This is a genomic window from Thauera sp. 63, from assembly GCF_000310165.2.
Taxonomy (GTDB): Bacteria; Pseudomonadota; Gammaproteobacteria; order Burkholderiales; family Rhodocyclaceae; genus Thauera; species Thauera humireducens.
The window spans coordinates 237,559-253,794 of sequence record NZ_AMXC01000001.1; the positions used below are offsets into that span (position 1 = coordinate 237,559).

26 protein-coding genes are annotated in these 16,236 nt (G+C 67.1%); all 26 read left to right on the forward strand.

The genetic code is table 11. The features are described 5' to 3' along the window. Positions 1-20 precede the first annotated feature (20 nt). The 26 genes from C664_RS01205 to C664_RS20570 all read left to right on the forward strand — a co-directional run bounded on the left by C664_RS01205 (position 21) and on the right by C664_RS20570 (position 16,232). Positions 21-473: a hypothetical protein gene (locus C664_RS01205; RefSeq protein WP_004251646.1), complete on the forward strand. Its 453-nt coding sequence runs from the start codon at positions 21-23 to the stop codon at positions 471-473. Then, positions 470-907: a phage protein GemA/Gp16 family protein gene (locus C664_RS01210; RefSeq protein WP_004251647.1), complete on the forward strand. Its 438-nt coding sequence runs from the start codon at positions 470-472 to the stop codon at positions 905-907. The genes C664_RS01205 and C664_RS01210 overlap by 4 nt, the downstream gene beginning before the upstream one ends. Positions 908-917: 10 nt before the next feature. Then, entirely contained in the window at positions 918-1,361 is a 444-nt protein-coding gene (locus C664_RS01215) for a Mor transcription activator family protein (RefSeq protein WP_004251648.1), read from the forward strand. A 32-nt stretch (positions 1,362-1,393) separates the two neighbouring features. Continuing rightward, the gene (locus C664_RS01220; protein WP_004251649.1) at positions 1,394-1,630 is read left to right on the forward strand and encodes a hypothetical protein; all 237 of its coding nucleotides are present in this window, start codon (positions 1,394-1,396) and stop codon (positions 1,628-1,630) included. 12 nt (positions 1,631-1,642) lie between these two features. Continuing rightward, positions 1,643-2,101: a hypothetical protein gene (locus tag C664_RS01225; RefSeq protein ID WP_004251650.1), complete on the forward strand. Its 459-nt coding sequence runs from the start codon at positions 1,643-1,645 to the stop codon at positions 2,099-2,101. A gap of 281 nt (positions 2,102-2,382) precedes the next feature. After that, on the forward strand, positions 2,383-2,847 hold the full coding sequence (locus C664_RS01230; RefSeq protein ID WP_004251651.1) for a lysozyme: 465 nt from the start codon (positions 2,383-2,385) through the stop codon (positions 2,845-2,847). Then, the gene (locus C664_RS01235) at positions 2,844-3,410 is read left to right on the forward strand and encodes a hypothetical protein (protein ID WP_038010505.1); all 567 of its coding nucleotides are present in this window, start codon (positions 2,844-2,846) and stop codon (positions 3,408-3,410) included. The genes C664_RS01230 and C664_RS01235 overlap by 4 nt, the downstream gene beginning before the upstream one ends. Next, positions 3,407-3,817 (forward strand): hypothetical protein, encoded by a 411-nt coding sequence (locus tag C664_RS01240; protein ID WP_004251654.1) that lies wholly within the window; start codon positions 3,407-3,409, stop codon positions 3,815-3,817. Before C664_RS01235 ends, C664_RS01240 begins: the two co-directional genes overlap by 4 nt. Before the next feature lie 10 nt (positions 3,818-3,827). Continuing rightward, the gene (locus tag C664_RS01245) at positions 3,828-4,103 is read left to right on the forward strand and encodes a hypothetical protein (protein WP_004251657.1); all 276 of its coding nucleotides are present in this window, start codon (positions 3,828-3,830) and stop codon (positions 4,101-4,103) included. Next, complete coding sequence (locus C664_RS01250; protein WP_004251660.1) at positions 4,103-4,384, forward strand: hypothetical protein; 282 nt, start codon at positions 4,103-4,105, stop codon at positions 4,382-4,384. Before C664_RS01245 ends, C664_RS01250 begins: the two co-directional genes overlap by 1 nt. Further along, positions 4,371-4,871, forward strand: coding sequence for a DUF1804 family protein (locus tag C664_RS01255; RefSeq protein ID WP_004251666.1), 501 nt, complete (start codon positions 4,371-4,373; stop codon positions 4,869-4,871). Before C664_RS01250 ends, C664_RS01255 begins: the two co-directional genes overlap by 14 nt. Further along, positions 4,864-5,298, forward strand: a complete 435-nt coding sequence (locus tag C664_RS01260) for a hypothetical protein (protein WP_004251669.1) — start codon at positions 4,864-4,866, stop codon at positions 5,296-5,298. The genes C664_RS01255 and C664_RS01260 overlap by 8 nt, the downstream gene beginning before the upstream one ends. After that, positions 5,279-6,916 carry a phage terminase large subunit gene (terL, locus tag C664_RS01265; RefSeq protein WP_004251671.1) on the forward strand — a complete coding sequence of 546 codons (1,638 nt, stop codon included), beginning with the start codon at positions 5,279-5,281 and terminating at the stop codon, positions 6,914-6,916. The genes C664_RS01260 and terL overlap by 20 nt, the downstream gene beginning before the upstream one ends. Positions 6,917-7,103: 187 nt before the next feature. Further along, positions 7,104-8,741, forward strand: a complete 1,638-nt coding sequence (locus C664_RS01275; RefSeq protein WP_004251677.1) for a DUF935 domain-containing protein — start codon at positions 7,104-7,106, stop codon at positions 8,739-8,741. Between the two features lie 168 nt (positions 8,742-8,909). After that, positions 8,910-9,713: a phage head morphogenesis protein gene (locus tag C664_RS01280; protein WP_004251680.1), complete on the forward strand. Its 804-nt coding sequence runs from the start codon at positions 8,910-8,912 to the stop codon at positions 9,711-9,713. Beyond that, positions 9,710-10,225: a phage virion morphogenesis protein gene (locus C664_RS01285; protein ID WP_004251683.1), complete on the forward strand. Its 516-nt coding sequence runs from the start codon at positions 9,710-9,712 to the stop codon at positions 10,223-10,225. The genes C664_RS01280 and C664_RS01285 overlap by 4 nt, the downstream gene beginning before the upstream one ends. 71 nt (positions 10,226-10,296) lie before the next feature. Further along, the gene (locus tag C664_RS01290; RefSeq protein WP_083483030.1) at positions 10,297-11,358 is read left to right on the forward strand and encodes a phage protease; all 1,062 of its coding nucleotides are present in this window, start codon (positions 10,297-10,299) and stop codon (positions 11,356-11,358) included. A 2-nt stretch (positions 11,359-11,360) separates the two neighbouring features. After that, positions 11,361-11,768 carry a hypothetical protein gene (locus C664_RS01295; RefSeq protein ID WP_004251687.1) on the forward strand — a complete coding sequence of 136 codons (408 nt, stop codon included), beginning with the start codon at positions 11,361-11,363 and terminating at the stop codon, positions 11,766-11,768. A 27-nt stretch (positions 11,769-11,795) separates the two neighbouring features. Beyond that, a complete protein-coding gene (locus tag C664_RS01300) occupies positions 11,796-12,812 on the forward strand; it encodes a Mu-like prophage major head subunit gpT family protein (protein ID WP_004251688.1) in 1,017 nt (338 codons plus the stop codon). 177 nt (positions 12,813-12,989) lie between these two features. Beyond that, on the forward strand, positions 12,990-13,403 hold the full coding sequence (locus C664_RS01305; RefSeq protein ID WP_004251689.1) for a hypothetical protein: 414 nt from the start codon (positions 12,990-12,992) through the stop codon (positions 13,401-13,403). Beyond that, entirely contained in the window at positions 13,403-13,810 is a 408-nt protein-coding gene (locus C664_RS01310) for a phage tail fiber protein (RefSeq protein WP_004251690.1), read from the forward strand. The genes C664_RS01305 and C664_RS01310 overlap by 1 nt, the downstream gene beginning before the upstream one ends. 6 nt (positions 13,811-13,816) lie before the next feature. After that, positions 13,817-14,134 (forward strand): hypothetical protein, encoded by a 318-nt coding sequence (locus C664_RS01315; RefSeq protein ID WP_004251691.1) that lies wholly within the window; start codon positions 13,817-13,819, stop codon positions 14,132-14,134. After that, positions 14,131-14,538: a hypothetical protein gene (locus C664_RS01320; protein ID WP_004251692.1), complete on the forward strand. Its 408-nt coding sequence runs from the start codon at positions 14,131-14,133 to the stop codon at positions 14,536-14,538. The genes C664_RS01315 and C664_RS01320 overlap by 4 nt, the downstream gene beginning before the upstream one ends. After that, positions 14,535-14,909 (forward strand): hypothetical protein, encoded by a 375-nt coding sequence (locus C664_RS01325; protein WP_004251693.1) that lies wholly within the window; start codon positions 14,535-14,537, stop codon positions 14,907-14,909. The genes C664_RS01320 and C664_RS01325 overlap by 4 nt, the downstream gene beginning before the upstream one ends. Beyond that, positions 14,906-15,514: a DUF4376 domain-containing protein gene (locus C664_RS01330; RefSeq protein ID WP_004251694.1), complete on the forward strand. Its 609-nt coding sequence runs from the start codon at positions 14,906-14,908 to the stop codon at positions 15,512-15,514. Before C664_RS01325 ends, C664_RS01330 begins: the two co-directional genes overlap by 4 nt. A gap of 1 nt (position 15,515) precedes the next feature. Beyond that, the gene (locus C664_RS20570; protein WP_157353852.1) at positions 15,516-16,232 is read left to right on the forward strand and encodes a hypothetical protein; all 717 of its coding nucleotides are present in this window, start codon (positions 15,516-15,518) and stop codon (positions 16,230-16,232) included. The last annotated feature ends 4 nt before the right edge of the window (positions 16,233-16,236 follow it).

The window sequence follows — 16,236 nt, forward strand, 5'->3', positions numbered from 1 at the left end:
CATCGAGGAGGAATGACACCGTGACCCCTGAAGACTGGAAGCAAGTCGAAGCCGACCTTTCAAGCCCGTATGGCTGCGTGCGTCTGCGCGCCGACGACCATGTGATCACACTCGTCGTCGAGAGAGGAAAGGGTTTGCGCTATGTCGTCGCTGCCTACATCAACGGCGTCATTCAATGGGTAAAAACCCATCACCCCGAGCCCGATGCCATCGAGCGCAAGTTCTGGCGCGCGCGCTTTTGCTACCTCTACTCCGCCTCAAAACGCGCCGAAGCTTCCGCCAAGGCCAAGAAGCGCGGCATGCCGAAGGAGATCATGGCCATCTGGAAGAACATCGCCGAGGGAGGCTTCGAGATCCTCGACCCGACGTGGCCCAACGCAAAAGCGCTCTGCCGCCACCTGCGCAAGACCTGCGCCGCGGTCGAGCGCCTGTCAGACCACGAAGCGCCCCCCGCGGTGGAGACCTCCCAATGACCGACCGTCAAACCCCCGCCCAACGCCTAGCTCTGCGCAAGCGCGCCATCTTCGCCGCTTGCAAGGCCGCAGGCCTGGACAACGACGCCCGCCGCGACATGGTTCGACAGCTCACCGGCTGCAAGAGCATGGTCGACTGCACCCTTGCGCAACTCGGCGACATCCTCGACCACCTCAACCGGGGCAAACAAGGCTACGCCGGCCGCAAGCGCGTCACGCCGTCCGAAGACCGTGCCCCGCTGCTGTCCAAGATCGATGCCCTGCTCGCCGAGCTGCACCGCGTCACCGGCGAAGTCCACACGCTCAAGTACGCCGACGCCATTGCCAAGCGCAACGGCTGGGCCGAGTGCGTCGACTTTGCCGAACCGCGCGCCTTGCGCAATATCGTCGCGGCGCTCAACCGTACCCTGCAGTTCAAGCAGGCTGGCAACTGAGGGCATCGTCATGGCTCGCAGACCTGCGCCCCCCATCCTCGAAAGCGACCTGCCGGAGACCGCGCGCGACCTCGTTCGCCTCGTCGGTTGGGCCAAGGCCGAGGCGCTGATCCGGGAGCTGGGCGGCATCCCGTTTCCTGTGCCCAAAGGGGCAAACAACAACCCGGCCGGCGCCGCCCGCTTCGAACGCCTGGCGGAGATCGTCGGCCAGCGTGGCGCCGAGCGCATCGTCGCCGAATACGGTGACGACGTTCTCAACATCCCGAACTGCAAGCAGGCTATCGCCCGCGCCCGCATGCGAGCCATGCGCGCCCGCTGCGACGCCGGCGCCACCCTCGAGGACATCGCCCTGGAGTTCGGCTGCACCACCCGCTGGGTCAGCATCGTCCTCAAGCGCGCAGACGACGGCACCGGCAAGGTGCTGGAGATGGGCGGACAGATGGGCTTGTTCTAGGGCAAAATTGTATGTCATGAAAGGAGCTTGCAATGGACCAAACAGCCAGCATCACCCCGGCCGATGCCGAGCGAATGCGCCAGTGGTTCGACGCCGTCCAGGATTTGAACCCCGGCTATCTTGAGCAGGCGGATTACGAACTGGCCGCGCGGCTCTATCAGGCACTGGGCCTGCGCATTCCTCAGTCAATCCATGAGCGCCTCGTAGCCGCCCGGATTGATCGACTCGCCAGGCGCTACACGCCCGATCCTTACAAGAACGGCCTCTGACTGGAGGGCAACATGAAGACCATCATCGTTATCGCTCTCGCGCTTGCGCTGCCGGCGCACGCCCAGACGGCCGAGGAGATGCGCCGCGAGATCGAGGCGGAGTATGACCGGCTGAAGGCCGAACAGAAGCCGGCAGCGGCAGAGCGTGACCTTGTCGAGGAGGCTCGCGAAAACGCTCGCCGCATCCGTGCCGAGGTCGATATGACTCCATGTGGGGCGCGCGGCGTCGCCTACGTCATGTCGCAAGCACCGGTCCGGGCCCAACTCCGGGCGCCGTCGACCGCCCGCTTTCCGTCATCCCCAGTTGCAGCCAACTTCATCGGCAATTGCCGGTGGTACATCATCGGTGAGGTGGACGCGCAGAACGCATTTGGCGCGATGTTGCGTACCCAGTACACAGCCACGATGGAGTATCACAAGGAGACGGATCGCTGGAGCGCCCACGAGGTCGAAGTGATGCCTGTGCGCTGACCGCAGACCACCCCCTCAGCACGCGCCCCGCCTCTCAAGCGGGGCGTTTTGTTTTCCGCCCCCGAACAGCTTCACCGCCTGCCGCCCGTCATGATCGCCGCATGATGCGGCCATGGAAAACGGTCGCCAAGCCTGTGGAGTCTGCAGCCATTTCACCCGACCAGCCGATGACAGGCTGGTCGGCGTGTCTGACTTCGGCCGCTGCGCGCTGATGCCCGTGGGGCATTACGTCTCGCCGCACATCACCTGCCGCCTCTCGCCCTCCAGCTGGAGCCCTCGCCGTGCGTAAGGCTGCGATCGGCCTCACCGCGTCGGCGCTGCTCGTGGGCTCCCTCGCGGGCTACGAGGGCTACCGCGAACACGCCTACCGCGACAGCGTGGGCGTGCCCACCATCGGCTTCGGTACAACCGTCGGCGTGCGCATGGGGCAGCGCACCGACCCGGTACGCGCCGTGCAGCGTCTCGCCGCAGATGCAGACGCCTACGCGCGCGAGGTGGGCGCCTGCATTGGCGAGGTGCCCCTCGCCCAGCATGAATTCGATGCCTACGTTTCGCTTGCGTACAACGTGGGCACGGGCGCCTTCTGCGGCTCCACCCTCGTCCGAAAACTGCGCCAGACGCCACCCGACTACGCGGGCGCCTGCGCGCAGATCCTGCGCTGGACGTACGCCGGCGGAAAGATCGAGCCCGGCCTCGTCACCCGTCGCAAGGCGGAGTATCGCCAGTGCATGGGGGTGCCTCAGTGATCGCGACCCGCATCGTCCCGTCATGGGTCATCGCCGTTATCGCGCTCGTGCTGGGGGCCCTTGGCGGCGTCGCAGTAACGCTCTTGGTCAAGGATCTGGAGATCTCCCAGCTGCGCGAGACGCAGGCCAACGCGCGCCTCACCGCCACCCTCCAGCAGCTGTTGCAGCTCAAGGCCGCCATCGACCGTGGCGACCAGCTCACGCGCGACCTGCACCAGGCCAACGCCGCCACACTCGCCCTTCAGGACCGTCTCGACCATGAAATCGAAAAAGCCACCACTGGCCGTGCCTGCCTTGGCACTGATGCTCTCCGCCTGCTCGACCGTGCCGCAGCCGGACCCAACGCCAGCGCCCCGGCCCCCGGCAAGCCTGCTGCAACGCATGCCGGCGAGCCTGCCGCCCATGCCGCGGGGCATGACCAAGCCGACGCCGCCGTCGCAAGCGACACCGACGTCACCCGCTGGGCAAACGCCGCTTACGCCCAATACGCCCAGTGCGCACAGCGCCTCAACGCCCTGATCGACTGGCACACCCCCACCGACGACCAGGACGCCCGCCCATGATCATTGAAATCAACTACCTCTCCATTGCGCTGCTGGCCGGCATCGCCAGCGCCCTCATCGCTGGCGTCTGGGCTATCGGTCGCACCTTCCTGCAGCAGTACGGCGCCATGCTCGCCGACCAGCTGGCCGCGCACCGAGACTCAGAGGCGGCCCGGTCCGCAGCGGTCGAGCGCCGACTCGAGGCGATCGAATCGGATCTCGATTCGCGCATGGCCGACCACGCCACTCGCATCTCGCGCCTGGAGGGGATCGTCAGCAAGGCGCCCACGCACGACGACCTCAGCAAGCTCTATGAGAAGCAGAACGAAACCGCCCGCACCCTCGCCACGTTGCTCGGCGAGGTCAAGGGCCAGGGCGACACGCTGCGCCTGATCCTCAACCAGATCGCCCAGAAGGGCATGCAATAAGGGGCCGCACATGAGCACCACCGCCCAGCGCGAAGCCGAGCGCCTGCGACGCCACGGAATCCTCAGCCTGCTGTTTTTCGTGCCAGGTCAGTCGATGACGGCCCGGCGCCTGCGCGACGAGCTCGAGGCCGTCCACGGCCAGGTCGTCACCGTCGACCGCGTGCGCGCCGATCTGCTGTGGCTGGCCGACGTGGGACTGGTCACCGGCCTGGCCGACGCCGCCACCCTCACCGAGGGCGGGCGGGATGTGGTGCTGCAGCGTGCTCAGATGCCTGGGGTGGCGTGATGGCCATCTTCGATCGCCTGACCGAGGCCGAGATCGCCCGCGACTACACCCTCTATGGCTGGTTCTGCGGCTTGGTCCCGGTGTACATCGGCAAGACCTACAGCGGCTGCCCGGATCTGTGCACGCGTAACTGGGTGCCGGAATGGTGCTTCACCTTCGTCGCGGCGCTGTTCGGCGCCTTCGCCTGGATGGTTGAGACGATCGACCCCGATCGTACGGTCGCATGGCCGATCACCATCAGCGGCACCATCGAGCTCGAGGCCGACCATGGCGCACCCTGACGAGACCCGCCGGGCGGTTCGCGCTGCCTTCGTGTTCGACCAGCTCGGGCTGGAAGTGGCCGCGCTCAAGCACGAGGTGCCGATCGCCACCGCACGCCGCTGGAAGGCCGAGGCCAAGAAAGCCGGCGACGACTGGGACAAGGCCCGCGGCGCGCAGATGATTGCCGGCGGCGGCATCGAGGACGTGGTGCGCCAGACGCTGGCCGTGGTCGTGCAGCAGGTGCAGGCCACCGTCGAGAGCATCCAGGCCGCCCCGGACATGGACCCGGCCACCAAGGTGCAGATGCTCGCCAGCCTGGCCGACGCCTACCACAAGCTCATGGCCGTCTCGAAGCGGCTGATGCCCGAGACCGACAAGCTGGCGATCGCCATGGACGTGCTCAAGCGTTTCGGCGAGTTCATCGCCAAGAAAAAGCCTGCGCTGGCTGGGGAGTTCGTCGAGCAGCTGGAGGGGTTCGGGGATGAGATTGCGAGGGCATATGGATAACGTTGATTTCCTGGGCGTGGTCGCAGGACACATCGAGGCCGGGACGCTTTTTCGCTCCGGCGTGCTCAGCAATGCCGAGATCGCGGCGAAGGTCCGTAATGCAGTGCGTGAGCTGAAGGAGCTTCGCGCGCAGCGGCTGTCGATGACCGATGCCGCCCGCGACGTGCTCGCAGAGCGCCGCCGGCAGGTCGAGGCCGAGGGCTGGACGCCGGAGCATGATGGCCTGCACAGCACCCAAGAGCTGGCGTTCGCCGCGGCCTGCTACGCAACGGCAGACGCAGGCGACCCACCCCCGGCGGTCTGGCCGTGGCATCTCTCGTGGTGGAAGCCAATGGATCGCCGTCGCAACCTCGAGAAGGCCGGCGCCCTGATCCTCGCCGAGATCGAGCGCCTGGACCGCGCAGCCGATGACCACCAGCACCCGTAAATCCTTCCTCTCCGACCTGGCCAACCTCGCCGCCTCGTTCCGTGCGCGGATCGAGGCCGAGGTGGCCGGGTTCGACCCGGACCCGGTCGAGTGCCAAAAGCGGCGCAAACTGGCGTGGGATGATTTCGAGTACTTCATCGGCACGTACTTTCCGCACTACGTGCGCAGCCCGCACAAGAGCGCGCTGCACCGCTACCTTTTCACCCGCCTGCCCGAGATCGTGGCCAGCGAGAAAAGCGAAACCGACGCGATCGCGGCGCCCCGCGGCGAGGCCAAGTCCACGCTCGTCTCGCAGCTCTTCGTGCTGTGGTGCCTGGTCACCGGCCGCAAGCGCTACCCGGTGATCGTGATGGACAGCATCGACCAGGCGTATCCGATGCTGGAGGCGATCAAGGCCGAGCTGGAGTTCAACCCGCGGCTGCAGATGGACTTCCCCGAAGCGACTGGCCAGGGGCGCGTGTGGCAGGCGGGCACCATCGTTACCGCGAACAATGCCAAGGTGCAGGTGGCCGGTTCGGGCAAGAAGCTGCGCGGCCTGCGTCACGGCCCTTACCGGCCCGACCTCGCCGTGCTCGACGATATCGAGAACGATGAGCAGGTGCGCAACCCGGACCAGCGCGACAAGCTGCAGAGCTGGCTGACGAAGACCGTGCTGCCCCTGGGCGGCGCCGGGGCCAAGTTCGACGTGGTCTATATCGGCACCATCCTGCACTATGACTCGGTGCTCAACCGCACGCTCGGAAACAAGCTGTGGCGCTCGGCCAAGTTCAAGGCGCTGTTGCGCTGGCCCGATCGCATGGATCTGTGGGACCGCTGGGAAGAGACGCTGCGCAACAGCGGCGAAGAGGCCGCCGACGCCTTCTACGCCGAGCACCAGGTGGAGATGGAGCGCGGCGCCGAGTGCAGCTGGGCCGCGCGCCCGCTGCTGGCGCTGATGCGCATCCGCGCCCGCGATGGCCACGACACCTTCGACAGCGAATACCAGAACGATCCGGTGGCCGGCGACAACGCACCCTTCGCCGGCATCATCCAGTTCTGGGTCAATCGCCTGGCAGACTGGATCTTCTTCGGGTCCTGCGACCCTTCGCTCGGCAAGGCCGGCGCCAGCCGCGACCCGTCGGCCATCCTGGTAGGCGGGCTCAACCGGCAGACGGGCATTCTCGACGTGGTGGAGGCCGCCATCCGCAAGCGGCTGCCCGACCGCATCATCGAGGACGTGATCGCCTACCAGGCGGAGTACCGCGCCCTGCTGTGGGTGATCGAAACGGTGCAGTTCCAGGCCTTCCTGTACTCGGAGCTGGTGAAGCGCGCGGCGGCCCGTGGTATCCCGGTGCCGGCGCGCGGCGTGCAGCCGATCAGCGACAAGCTGCTGCGCATCGAGTCGATCCAGCCCCATGTCAAAAATGGGCTGATCCGGCTGCACCCGAGCCAGACGACGCTGATCGAGCAGCTGCGCCACTTCCCGAAGGCGGACCACGACGACGGCCCCGACGCGCTGCAGATGCTTTGGATGGCAGCGACCACCATGGGCGCGAGCGCGAGCGGCTTCCAGTCCATCGGCCGCCGCCCGAACTCAGGTGGCGACGACTACGGCTTCGAATCCCGGAGGATGTTCTGATGCGCCCCCACCCTTCCTCGCCCGCGCCTTTGCGCTGCCAGCGCTGCGCCCACCTGGAGACCATGACGGCGCACGACCAAACGCGCCTGACCTGCCTGCGCGGTCGCGAGATCTCCGGCACCTGCGGCTGGTGGAGGCCGCGCCGGCAGGGCCTTAACGAAACGACAGCCCAGACCGAGTAACGACCATGCGCATCCTCGACCAACACGGCAACCCCATCGACACCGGCATCCTTCGCGAGCCGCAGACGGCCCGCGTGGCCACGCTCGCCCATTTCATGGTCGAAAGCCAGCTCGATGGCCTCACCCCCGCGAAGGCCGCGCGCATCCTGCGCCAGGCTGACGAGGGCGACATCCTCGCGCAGCACCAGCTCTTCGACGACATGTACGACCGCGACGCGCATCTGCGCTGCGAGTTCGACAAGCGCGCCGGCGCCGTGCTGGGGCTGGACTGGTCCATCGAGCCGCCGTCCAACGCCTCTCGCGCAGAGAAGAAGGCCGCGGCCATGGTCGAAGGACTGCTGCGCGACACGGTCGACGACCTCGAGGACGTTATCGTGCGCATGATGGAGGCCGCCGGGCATGGCTTTGCCCCCATCGAGCTCGAGTGGGAGCGCTGGGGTAACGATTGGCTGCCCAAGTTCCACCCCCGGCCGCAGACCTGGTTCCGGGTGTCGATGAACCGCCGTGAGCTGCGCCTGGCCGATGGCAGCCCGGACGGCGCAGAACCGATCAGCATGGGCTGGATCCTGCACCAGCACACCAAGGTCAAGACGGGGTACCTCGGCCGCATGGGGCTGTATCGCGTGCTGGTGTGGCCCTTTTTGTACAAGGCCTACAGCATTGGAGACTTCGCTGAGTTCCTCGAGACCTACGGCCTGCCCATCATTGTCGGCAAGTACATGCAGGGCGCCAGCGCCGAGGAGAAGTCCAGCCTGATGCGTGCCGTTACCGCGCTGGGGCATGACGCCCGCGCCATCATGCCCGACAGCATGAGCCTGGAGATCCAGAAGATCACCGGCGGCGGCGAAGGCTCCCACCACCTCAACATGGTGCAGTGGGCCGACGGCGCGCAAAGCAAGGCCATCCTGGGCCAGGTGCTGAGCGCGGAGGCCAAGGCCACCGGCTTGGGCAGCGGCGTGGCCGACCTGCACGCCGAGGTGCGGCACGACATCCTTGCCGCCGACGCCCGCCAAATTGCCGGCACCCTTACGCGCGACCTGGTCTATCCGCTGCTGGTGCTCAATGGCGGCGGCATCGACAGCTATCGCCGTTGCCCGCGCCTGGTATTCGACCTGGCCGAGCCCGAAGACGTGACCGCCTACGCCGATGCACTGCCCAAGCTGGTCGGGGTGGGCATGCGCATCCCTCGCACGTGGGCGCAGGAGAAGTTGCGCATCCCCGAGCCGGACGGCGCCGAGGATGTGCTGGCCACAGCCGCCCCGGCCGTGCCGCCCGCCAATGGCCAGGACGGCAACCCCGCGACCGGGCCCGCGAACAACCCGGTCGCAGACGACCCGCAGCGGCCTGGTGAGGTCGCGGCCGCCAAGGGCGGCTGGCGCGCAGCGCTGAGAGGCGGCGACAACGCGGTGGATCCGGCCGACATCGTCACCCCTGCGGTGGGCCTACAGGCAGAGGCGCAGATCCGCCAGTGGGAGGACGAGATTGCCGCCATGCTCGAAGCGGCAAGCAGCCTCGAGGAGTTCCGCGAGCAGCTGCTCGCCCGCTACCGCAGTCTGCCCACCGATGACCTGGTCGAAGTCCTGGCGCAAGCGCTGGCCATGGTGAATCTGGCCGGGCGCAGCGAGGTGCAGGATGGTCGATAAGGCCAAAACCGTTTACAGCCCCGTAGCGCGGTTTGCAGGGGCGCGGACGACCGTCGATAGCCTGCGGGGCGCGATCGAGGCGGGTAACGGTGCGGTAACGGCCTCTGTGTCGATTCGCGCCGCGCGTGTCGGTTGCGATTCCGGCAAAACCGGGCGGCGAGCGTAAGCATGGCGCTGCCACCCCGCCTCGAAGCTGCCCTGGCGCTGCCCTTCGCGCAGGCCATCGACTTCTTCCGCCGCAAGCTCAACCTGCCCACCGAGACCTGGCTCGACATCTGGCAGTCGGCGCACGATCGCGCCTTCGTCGTGGCCGGCGCCACTGCTGCGGATCTGCTGGCCGATCTGCGCGGCGCGGTCGACAAGGCCATCTCCTCCGGCACCACGTTCGAACAGTTCCGGAAGGACTTCCGCGACATCGTCGCGCGCCGCGGCTGGACGGGCTGGACTGGCGAGGGTTCGCGCGCCGGTGAAGCCTGGCGTACCCGCGTGATCTACGAGACCAACCTGCGCACCAGCTACGCTGCCGGGCGCTGGGCGCAGCTTACCGACCCGCAGCTGCTGGCCGTACGCCCCTACTGGCGCTACATCCACAACGACAGCGTGCTCAACCCGCGCCAGCACCACAAGCGCTGGGGAGACATGCGGCTCACGCTGCCCGCCGATCACCCATTCTGGCGCACGCACTACCCGCCCAACGGCTGGGGCTGTCGCTGCAGGGTCACCGCCGTGCGCGCCCCGCGCGAGGGCGACGCCACCGCTCCGCCCGATGGCTGGGCCGACCCAGGTGCAAACGGCACGCTGCCCGGTATCGATCGCGGCTGGGCCTACGCCCCCGGCGCCAGCGTGGCCGACGAGTTGCGCCCGGTGATCGACGCGAAGGCCGCCGCGCTGCCTGCGCCGCTGGGCGATACGTTCCGAGAATCCCTGCGCGCGTTGCCCGCCGCACCTCCGCCCCCTGGAGCGCAGCGATGACGGACCGCATCACGCTCGAGCTCGATGTCGGCCCCGTCATCGCCCGTCTGGAAGAACTGATGCGGCAGCTCGGCCCCAGCGGCCTCGAGACGCCGCTGCGCGAGATTGGAGAGGATCTCGTCGAATCCATCAAGCAGCGCTTCGAAACCTCCACGGCGCCGGACGGCAGTCGATGGGCACCCAACAGCATGGCCACCATCATGGGCTACCTCGAAGGCTCTTCGGGCAACTTCCGCAAGGATGGGCGGCTCTCGAAAAAGGGTTCGGCCCGGGTGATGGCCAAGAAGCCCCTTGTCGCGTCCGGCCTGCTGCAGGACTCCATCGCCTACCAGGTAGCCGGCGACAGTCTGTTCGTGGGCACCAACCGCTTCGCCGGCCAGTGGGACGGCGGCGCTGCCGTGCATCAGTTCGGCAGCCAGGCCGGCACCATCCCCGCTCGGCCATTCCTGGGCGCGGATGAGGAGGACGTGCAGCGCATGCTCGACGTGCTCGAGCGCTTCCTCGCGGGCTGACGCGCCGCCCGGTCTCCACCGGAACCTCTTCCAGTCCTGCCACGTCGCCCCCGGCGCCGATCATCGGCGCCATGGCTCGACTGCACTGCACCGCCCTCTCTGCCGCCCCGCGATCCACCCTGGCTGTCTGCACGCTGCGCGTGCGCCCAGGGCAGGAATACATCCGCCTGATTCCCGACGGTGAGTTCCACGCCCCGCGAGGCGCCATGGCCGGCGCCGGCCCGTGGCGGCTGACGCCCGAGTCGGCCGCCCGCGTGATCGCCGCGAACCGCTCCCGCGCCGCAGACATCCTGATCGACTTCGAGCACCAGACCCTGCTGAGCGAGCAGAACGGCCAGCGCGTGCTGGCTGCCGGCTGGGTGGATCCGCGCTCTCTCGAGTACCGCCCCACGGGCGAGGAGCCCGGCCTGTATGGCCGCGTCAAGTGGGTGGGCGACACCGCCCAGCTGCTCGAGGCCGACCTGATTCGCTACATCTCGCCCGTTTTCCCGGCGGACCCCCAGACCGGGGAGCCGCTGGACCTGTACCACGCTGCGCTGACCAATTTCCCGGCGATCGACGAACCGATCAGCGCCGCGCTGTCCGCGCGTTACTGCGCTCCCACCCCCCCGGAGGACCCTCAGATGGACCTGCTCAAGAAGTTGCTCGCCGCGATCGGCTTGCCCGATGCGACGAGCGAGGCCGACGCCCTGGCGGGCGTTGCCGCACTCAAGGCCAAGGCGGACGCCGCCGAAGCGCAGATTACCGCCCTCAAGGCCGGCTCGGCAGCGCAACCGGATCCGGCCAAGTACGTGCCGATCGAAACCATGAAGGGCATGCAGGACCAGATTGTGGCCCTGTCCGCCCGCATCAATGACGACGAAGCCGCCCGGCTGATCGAGAGCGCCATCGCCGACGGCAAACTCACCGAGCCGCAGCGCGCATGGGCCGAGGGTCTGGGCAAGAAGGACATCGCCGCGCTGCGCGCCTACGTGTCCAGCGCGCCCGCAATTGCCGCCCTGAAGGGCATGCAGACGCAAGGCAAGGAGATGGGCAAGCCCACCGGCACGACGCAGCTCACCGAAAGCGAGCTGGCGGTATGCAAGGCCATGGGCCTTTCCGCCGATGAATTCATCAAGCACAAGGAGGCCTGACCATGGCTGCACTTACCGCCGACCGCAACACGCCGCGCCGTGCCGCCGAGGACTTCGAGTTCCCGATGGCGGCCAGCACGCTGATCTATGCCGGCGCGCTCGTGTGCATCAACGCCTCGGGCCTCGCGACCAAGGGCGCCGTAGCGACCACCCTCAAGACCGTCGGCGTCGCACAGGAAACCGCCGACAACAGCGCCGGCGCCGCCAGCGCAAAGCGTGTGAAGGTGCGCCGCGGCTGCTACCGCTTTGCCAATAGCGGCAGTACCGACGCCATCACCCTGGCCGACGTGGGCGCCGACTGCTACGTCGTCGATGACCAGACGGTTGCCAAGACCAACGGCTCGGCCACGCGCAGCGTCGCCGGCAAGGTCCGCGACGTGGACGCCGAAGGCGTCTGGGTCGAGATCTGACCCCCCTTCCCACTGGAGATCCCGCACATGAAAACCACCCTTCGCGCCCTCGTCGGGCTCAGCCTGGTTGCGCTGGCCGTCGTCGGCATCGCCTTCGGCGTCAGCGCCCCCGGCGCCTTCCACGCTCCGGCCGCGGGCGACATCGCCCTGATCGGCCTGGGCGGCCTCGTCGTCAACCGCGACAACCTCAACACCATCTACACGGGCTTCAAGACCGCGTTCCAGGGCGCCTTCACGGGCGTGACGCCCGACTGGAACAAGGTCGCCACGCTGGTGCCTTCCACCACCAAGACCGAGGACTACGCCTGGTTGAGCCAGTGGCCCAAGCTGCGCGAGTGGATCGGCGACCGCCAGATCAAGAGCCTTGCGGCCAGCGGTTACCAGATCACGAACAAGCCGTTTGAGTCCTCGGTGGGCATCCCGAAGGACGACATCGAAGACGACACGTACGGCGTCTTCACCCCGCTGTTCTCCGAGATGGGCTACGCGGCCGCCACGCACCCCGACGAGCTCGTGTTCGCGCTGCTTGCGGCCGGTGCCACCACCGAGTGCTATGACGGGCAGAACTTCTTCGACACCGACCACCCGGTGGGCGCAGGTACCGTCAGCAACAGCATGGGCGGTGCCGGCACCGCCTGGTACCTGCTCGACACCAGTCGCCCGCTCAAGCCGCTCATCTTCCAGCGCCGCAAGGACTACACGCTGAAGGCCATGACCGACGAGAAGGACGAAGCCGTCTTCATGCGCAACGAGTACCGCTACGGTGTGGATGCGCGCTGCAACGTCGGCTTCGGCTTCTGGCAGATGGCGATCCGCAGCCAGCAGACGCTCGACGAGACCAACTACGGCAACGCCCGCTCCGCAATGATGGGTTTCAAGAGCGACGAAGGCCGTCCGCTGGGCGTGAAGCCCACGCTGCTCGTCGTGCCGCCCAGCCTCGAGGCCGCGGCGCTCAAGCTGGTCCAGGCCGAGAACAACGCCGCCGGCGCCAGCAACATCTACCGCAACAGCGCCCAGGTGCTCGTCTGCCCCTGGCTGACCTAACACCACCACAGCGCAGGCCGTGATCGGCGGGGGCTGGCAGCCGCCCCCGCCGGGAGCCCCGCGACTGCCTGGGCCGGAAACCTCGGGCAAGGGGTTGGATGACCGGCGACAGGTTTGGCTTAGCCCCTTGCACCAACACCCCCGCCCGCCGTGCGCGGGCGCACCAGGAGCCCTCGCATGAGCACCCGCAAGCCCACCGCAAAGCCCACCCCGGCCGCCGAGGCCGGTCAGCCGGAATCCCCGGCCCCGGCCGATGCGCCCCAGCCTCCCCCCGTCACTGAGACCGTTACCGAGCCTGCAGCTGATGCTGCCCCGGCCGCCGCGGTAACGCTCACCCCGGCCGTCGAGTCCGATCAGCCCTTGGTGCTGGCAGCTGACGCGGCCGCCGCCGCGGTGCAGCCGGAACAAGCGCAACTGGTCCGCGTTACGGCAACCAAACGCACCGGCCGCTACCGTGCTGGGCGCTTCTGGCCGCCCGAGCCCACTACTGTGGATCGGGCCGAGTTCGATGGCGCCGCCTGGGCGCAGCTCGAGGCCGATCCTCGCCTGCGCATCGAGCCGGCAACCGACACCACCGATGGAGATGAGTAATGGACGCGCTAACCGCATATGGCAAGGGCGAGATCATCAAGCACGTCTTCCGGTCGGGCAGCATGCCGAAGCCCTCCGGGCTCTGGATCGCGCTCTTCGAGGAGTCGGGCACGCCCACTGTGAGCACCGAGCTGTCGGGCACCGGCTACGGCCGCGTCCCGCTCGCCCCGAGCGACACCAACTGGGCCGAGCCCGTCGGTGGGGATGGAACCACTTCGAACCTGATCGAGATCGCCTACGGCGCGCCAATGGCCGACTGGGGCCGCGCAACGCACTTCGGGATCTTCCTCGTCGCAACGGGCGGCACGCCGTTCATCTACGCCCCGTTGCAGGCGCCGAAGAACATCAACGCGGGCGACCCGCCGCCGACCTTCGGCGTCGGGGATCTGGTCTTCCAGCTGCAATAAGCGCCCATGCGTAACTGCATCGATGTCGCCTGCGACAAGGTTTGCGACGAAGCCCAGTACCTGGTGTTTCGTACGCCGACCTTGCCGTGGCGGCCGTACCCCCACGTGATGGCCGCGGGCGAAATCGGTGCGGTGACCAACCATCACCCGCTGGAGGGGAGAACCAAAGTCAACGCGGCGATGGGATACGCGGGCGTAGTCGACGGTAAGGACCACGCCGAACCGAAGGTCTGGGAGCCGGGAAAGCTCGTCGTCGCGTCGTGGGTTTTCGCGCTCGGCGTGACGCTTTGGTACTTCAAACGTCTGCGGAGGCGCGCAGGATGAAGCTCGCGCTCTACAAGGGCAAGGGGCAGGTCGGAAACGCGCTCATCCGCTGGTGGACGCGCAGCCCCTACAGCCACTGCGAGATCGTCATCGGCGACCTGTCGTACTCGTCGAGCCTTATGGACGGCGGGGTGCGGGCCAAGCAGATCGAGTTCAACGCGGACCACTGGGACTTCGTTGAGTTGCCGTGGGCCGAGCCGCATCGCGTCGAGAGCCAGATGCGCGACACGCACGGCGAGCCTTACGGTTGGCTTGACCTGCTGTGGCGTCAGGTGCTCAACCGCCCCGGCAACTCCACAGGGTGGTTCTGTAGCGAGTGGTGCGCCGCTGCGCTCGGACTTCCGAACCCACAACAATACTCGCCCGCCACGCTGGGCGATTACTGCAAGTCGAGGCTCGCATGAGACTCCGCCACAAGACCACCACCGCCGTCATCACCGGCACACAGTGGAACGAAGACCACACGCTGGCCGCTCACGCGCTGGGCAACATCACCGGAGCCGTCACGATTGACCTTGCCAACGGCAGCGTCCAGACCGGCACGCTCACGGGCAACGTCACTTTCACGCTGCCGGCGGTCGCCGCAGGCACGACCGAGCATCTGACTCTGATCTTGACCAACGACGGCACAGCAGGACGCGCAGTGACGATCACCGGCATCCAGTGGGTCGGCGGCGCCGCACCCACGTTCGACACCGCAGCCGCCGCGAAAAACATCATCGTGCTGCGCGGCATCAACGGTGCCTGGATCGGCGACGGAGGGAAGTTCGCATGATGTACTACCGCACCCCGGACGGCGAGCCGACCAGCAACCTGCCACACCTGATCCCGAGCGTGATCAACCCGCAGGCGCTGACCGATGTCGAGCTTGCCGAGTACGGCGTTGCACGCTGCACCGTCATCTATCCCGCCGTCGAGTGGTGGCAGCAGCGCGGCGCACGGAAGATCGACACCAGCGTGTCGCCGCACGTCATCACCTGGGGCGTTGATGATCTGGCGCTCGACGATGCCAAGGCAGTCGCGTGGCAGCGCATCAAAGATGAGCGCGACGAGCGCCAGCGCGGCCTGATGCCTTACATCTACCCGAGCGGAGACACCCATCACAACGAGATGACGGACAAGGTCATCCGCGACTTGTCTGCATCGACCACCGCAGCACTGGCGCTCGCATCGCAGGGCGTGACCGATCCGATCATGCCGTGGACGACGCACGAGAACGTCACGCACATGCTCACCCCGGCGCAGATGGTCGCATTCGGGCTGGCGGCAACGCAGTGGCACAGTGCCATCCACATCCAGTCTCAGACGATCCGTGCTGCGATCAGCGCAGCAGAGGATGTCGCCGCCGTGGTCGCGGCTGCGCAGTGGCCGGAGGGCTGACGTGGCAAAGGCGCAGTGGACGGCAGCGTCACAAACAGTAGGTCAACAGCCTACAGGGCTTGATCTTGCGTATTCGGGTGGAGGACAGTCGCTTGCCGATTGGACAATCGTTTCTCATCCAGGCGCAAGCGGAGGAAAGGCGCTGCGCCTTGTGCCCACAAATACGCTCTACAGGTGGCTGTGGGTGCAAGGGATCTCAAGCACGGGGCGTGTAAATCTAAGAGGGCGATTCTTCGTAAAAAATGCGGCCAACTCTCTGATACCTGGGATTGTCGCAGGTAAGGCCACAGGCGCTGGGGCAATTCACTACGGGGTTATTTATGTAAATTCGGGCAGGTTTCCGTTTGTGCGAAAGTACACCCCGGTTGCCGCTGACATGTTTTACCCCAAGCCGGCGACGAACCCGGCATGGGCCGCTGCGGACGTTTGGGTGGGATTCAATTACACATACGACCCCGCCGCGGCCACGAACAAAATCTCCATCGCGCTCTGGCGAGAGGCCTTAGAAACAGAAGAGACCACGATATTCGTCCACTCAAGCAGCAGCGGAATTGACGCGCTTGTAGATGGATCAAGGATCGGGTTTGGCTCCCACCCCGGCGACAGCGGCAGCTTGATCGACTGGCTGACAATCGGCACAGACGGAGATGACGCCGACACCGCCCCGATCGGCCCGGCAGAGCGCCAGCGCTCGCGCCTGATCCTCACGCCCTGGTGACGCG